The sequence below is a fragment of the Sphingobium sp. Leaf26 genome (genome assembly GCF_001421665.1).
In the GTDB taxonomy this organism is placed as follows: Bacteria; Pseudomonadota; Alphaproteobacteria; order Sphingomonadales; family Sphingomonadaceae; genus Sphingobium.
The window spans coordinates 1-3519 of the sequence record NZ_LMKV01000026.1; the positions used below are offsets into that span (position 1 = coordinate 1).

The window sequence follows — 3519 nt, forward strand, 5'->3', positions numbered from 1 at the left end:
CCAATCCCGGCTGCACCACATGGCCCCATATTAAACCCCAAATATAGAGCGATGTTTCGTGCGCCCATTGCGCGGCACATTCGCCAGGCTGTTTGCCGCTCTTCGAACGGCGAAGATTGACCATCCCATCGTATCCAGCAAACATCTCCTACGACAGGTGTCATGGGGGATGAGCGTTGGATCGTTGGCAGGCCATGAAAATATTCGTCCGCGTTGCGGAAACCGGCGGCTTTGCAGAAGCCGCGCGGCGACTGCATACAAGCCCGCCGGCGGTCACACGGGCGATTTCTGCGCTGGAGGATGACATTGGCGTCCGGTTGCTGACCAGGACTACGCGGTCGGTGAAACTCACCGAGGCAGGCCGTGGATATCTGGACGATTGTCGCCGCATATTGGCCGACATGGCGGAGGCGGATGCGGCGGCTGCGGGTGCCCATGGCAATCCTACTGGCACGTTGATTGTCACCGGGTCGGTGATGTTCGGGCAGATGTATGTGTTGCCGATCTTGCTCGATTATCTGGACCGCTTTCCGGCGGTGACCGGGCGCAGCCTGTTCGTCGATCGCCTGGTCAACATCGTGGATGAGGGCATCGATGTGGCTGTTCGGATCGGTCATCTGCCGGATTCAGGGTTGAGCGCCATTCGGGTCGGGTCGGTGCGGCGAGTCATCTGCGGCGCGCCAGCCTATTTCGAGCATCATCCCATTCCTCAAACCCCGGCTGACCTTGTCCGGCATCGCGTCATCGCGCCGACCGGGGCATGGGCCTCGCCCGAATGGCATTTTGGGCCAGAGGGCAGGGCCAGCGTCACGGTCCACCCCCGATCATTCTGCAATACCAATGAAGCAGCGATCGCTGGCGCCGAGCAAGGCTGGGGGCTGACGCGCGTCCTATCCTATCAGGTCGAGCCGGCACTGGCGGCTGGCCGGCTGGTAACGGTGCTCGACGATCATATGGAGAAGCCGTTGCCGATCCATGTCGTTCATGCCGAAGGGCGGCGCGCGGCCGCCAAAGTGCGCAGTTTCGTCGATCTGGCGGTCGATCGGCTGCGGGCAAATTCTGTATTCCAGTCGGCATGATCATAATTCTATTTTCAGGAATAATGAGTTCCAGATTTGTCGAATTATCAGGTGTGAAGGCAAGGATTATATCTACCTCCAGAAGCTGAGGTCATTGCTCAGCGCCCCGAACGGGGTGGAGGACATCATGAAGACACTGGTTATTTCGATGGTGCTGGCGACCGCCGGCATCGCTTTCCCGAACGTGGCGATCGCCGCGCCGACAAGCGCCGCCACCCACGTTGCGCCCGCTACGATCCGTTACCGCACAGCCACGATCGACGGTGTGAAGATGTTCTATCGCGAAGCCGGTCCCGCTGGTGCCCCGGTGGTGCTGCTGCTTCATGGCTTTCCGACCTCGTCGCATATGTTCCGCAACCTGATCCCGCTGCTCGCCGACCGCTATCATGTGATCGCGCCGGACTATCCGGGCTTCGGCCAGAGCGACGCGCCCGACCATCGCCAGTTCGCATATAGTTTCGGCCATTTTGCAGACATGGTCGACACGCTGATGGGCAAGCTCGGCGCCGACCGCTACGCGATGTACGTCATGGATTATGGCGCGCCGGTGGGGTATCGCCTCGCTATCAAGCACCCCGAACGGGTCAGCGGCCTCATCGTCCAGAATGGCAATGCCTATGAAGAAGGACTTGGTGCCTTCTGGGATCCGGTCAAGGCCTATTGGAAGAGTGGATCGACGAAGGATCGTGCTGCCCAGGAATGGGTTGTCAGCCTCGACGCCACCAAATTCCAATATACCGATGGGGTGCGGGATGTGTCGCGTATCAGTCCTGACAACTGGGTCCATGATCAGGCGCTGCTCGACCGGCCAGGCAACAAGGATATTCAACTCGACCTGTTCTACGATTATCGCACCAATGTCCCGCTTTATCCTGCTTTCCAGGCTTTTTTCCGCGATCGCGAGCCGCCGACGCTGATCCTTTGGGGCAGGAATGACACGATCTTCCCTGAGTCCGGTGCCCATCCCTATAAGCGTGACCTGCCCGATGCTGAGATGCATATCCTCGACACCGGCCATTTCGCCCTGGAAGATAAGTTGGACGAGATGGCTCCGCTGATCCGGGATTTCCTCGATCGCAAGGTGGCGGCGCAGTGAATATACCGGTCCGAGGCGATCCTTGGAGGGCCGCCCCGGACGCGGCGGGTGACAGGAGATATAACCATGTCCTATGGTTTTCTGGATATTGCGACGACGTCGAGTGTGCGGGCAGCGCAGGCGGAGATGGGCGCGGACGCGCATTGGGCGGCCTTCAGCGGCAATCGTGCCTTCGATCGCTTCAACACCAATGAAGCCAATTTCCTGGCGGCGCGCGACAGTTTCTATATGGGCACCGTGTCGGAAAATGGCTGGCCCTATGTCCAGCATCGCGGTGGACCGGCGGGCTTCCTCAAGCTGGTCGATGATCGGACGCTGGCCTTTGCCGATTATCGCGGCAATCGCCAATATATCAGCACAGGCAATCTGGCTGCGAACGATCGGGCGTGCCTGATCCTGATGGATTATCCGCGGCGTGCGCGGCTCAAGATTTACGTCCATGTCGAAAAATTGGCGCTCGATGCCGATCCGGCGCTCACCGACATCGTCATGGACAAGGCGTATAAGGCGCGTGCCGAACGCATCTTCAGGCTGCGGCTCGAAGCTTTCGACTGGAACTGCCCGCAACATATCACGCCGCGCTTCACGGAGCGGGAAATCGAACAGGCGGTCCGGCCGCTCCATGAGCGCCTGGCGGAACTGGAAGCCGAAAACGGGGCGTTGCGGGATCGCCTCATCAAATTGGGAGACGTATGATGGAAACGCCAAGACCACCCCTGCCGCCCTTTACCCTGGAGAGCGCGATCGAGAAGATCCGTCTGGCCGAAGATGGATGGAACAGTCGCGATCCGGCCAGGGTCGCGCTGGCCTATACCCCGCTCAGCCAGTGGCGGAACCGGGCCGAGTTCATCGAAGGCCGCTCTGCAATCATCGCCTTCCTGACGCGCAAATGGCAGCGCGAACTGGATTATCGATTGATCAAGGAATTATGGGCCTTTCGCGACAACCGCATCGCGGTGCGCTTCGCCTATGAATGGCATGACGACAGCGGCAACTGGTTCCGTTCCTATGGCAATGAGAATTGGGAATTCGACGATAGCGGGCTTATGAGCCGGCGCCTCGCCTGCATCAATGATCGTCCGATCAGCGCGGCGGAACGGAAATTTCACTGGACGCTTGGACGCCGACCAGATGACCATCCGGGGCTGGGCGAACTCGGGCTATAGATGGCGATTTGCAACAAAGCCTTGTCCCGGAAAGGAGCCTCCTGACGGGATGAGGCGTTGGGATCGTCATTCCCTTCCAATGCGCAGGACGGGTTTGACGACGGTGCCGTTTTCGGTGGCGGCGATGGCCTGGTTGATGTCGTCGAGGGTGAAATGGGCGATGAGCCGGTCGAAGGGG

At 59.8% G+C, this 3519-nt stretch carries 4 protein-coding genes; all 4 read left to right on the forward strand.

Features of this window, described 5'->3' with window-relative positions:
* The first annotated feature begins 194 nt into the window (after positions 1-194).
* The 4 genes from ASE85_RS15675 to ASE85_RS15690 all read left to right on the forward strand — a co-directional run bounded on the left by ASE85_RS15675 (position 195) and on the right by ASE85_RS15690 (position 3341).
* Positions 195-1079, forward strand: a complete 885-nt coding sequence (locus tag ASE85_RS15675) for a LysR family transcriptional regulator (RefSeq protein ID WP_235523570.1) — start codon at positions 195-197, stop codon at positions 1077-1079.
* Between the two features lie 127 nt (positions 1080-1206).
* The gene (locus tag ASE85_RS15680; RefSeq protein WP_200928383.1) at positions 1207-2175 is read left to right on the forward strand and encodes an alpha/beta hydrolase; all 969 of its coding nucleotides are present in this window, start codon (positions 1207-1209) and stop codon (positions 2173-2175) included.
* 66 nt (positions 2176-2241) lie between these two features.
* Positions 2242-2871: a pyridoxamine 5'-phosphate oxidase family protein gene (locus ASE85_RS15685; RefSeq protein WP_056690367.1), complete on the forward strand. Its 630-nt coding sequence runs from the start codon at positions 2242-2244 to the stop codon at positions 2869-2871.
* Positions 2871-3341, forward strand: coding sequence for a nuclear transport factor 2 family protein (locus tag ASE85_RS15690; protein ID WP_056690370.1), 471 nt, complete (start codon positions 2871-2873; stop codon positions 3339-3341). The genes ASE85_RS15685 and ASE85_RS15690 overlap by 1 nt, the downstream gene beginning before the upstream one ends.
* Positions 3342-3519: the final 178 nt, after the last annotated feature.

What these genes read in the sequence shown, in the direction of transcription:
- ASE85_RS15675 (WP_235523570.1), top strand. Translation starts at nt 195, where the DNA reads ATGAAAATATTCGTCCGCGTTGCGGAAACCGGCGGCTTTGCAGAAGCC.
- ASE85_RS15680 (WP_200928383.1), top strand. Translation starts at nt 1,207, where the DNA reads ATGAAGACACTGGTTATTTCGATGGTGCTGGCGACCGCCGGCATCGCT.
- ASE85_RS15685 (WP_056690367.1), top strand. Translation starts at nt 2,242, where the DNA reads ATGTCCTATGGTTTTCTGGATATTGCGACGACGTCGAGTGTGCGGGCA.
- ASE85_RS15690 (WP_056690370.1), top strand. Translation starts at nt 2,871, where the DNA reads ATGGAAACGCCAAGACCACCCCTGCCGCCCTTTACCCTGGAGAGCGCG.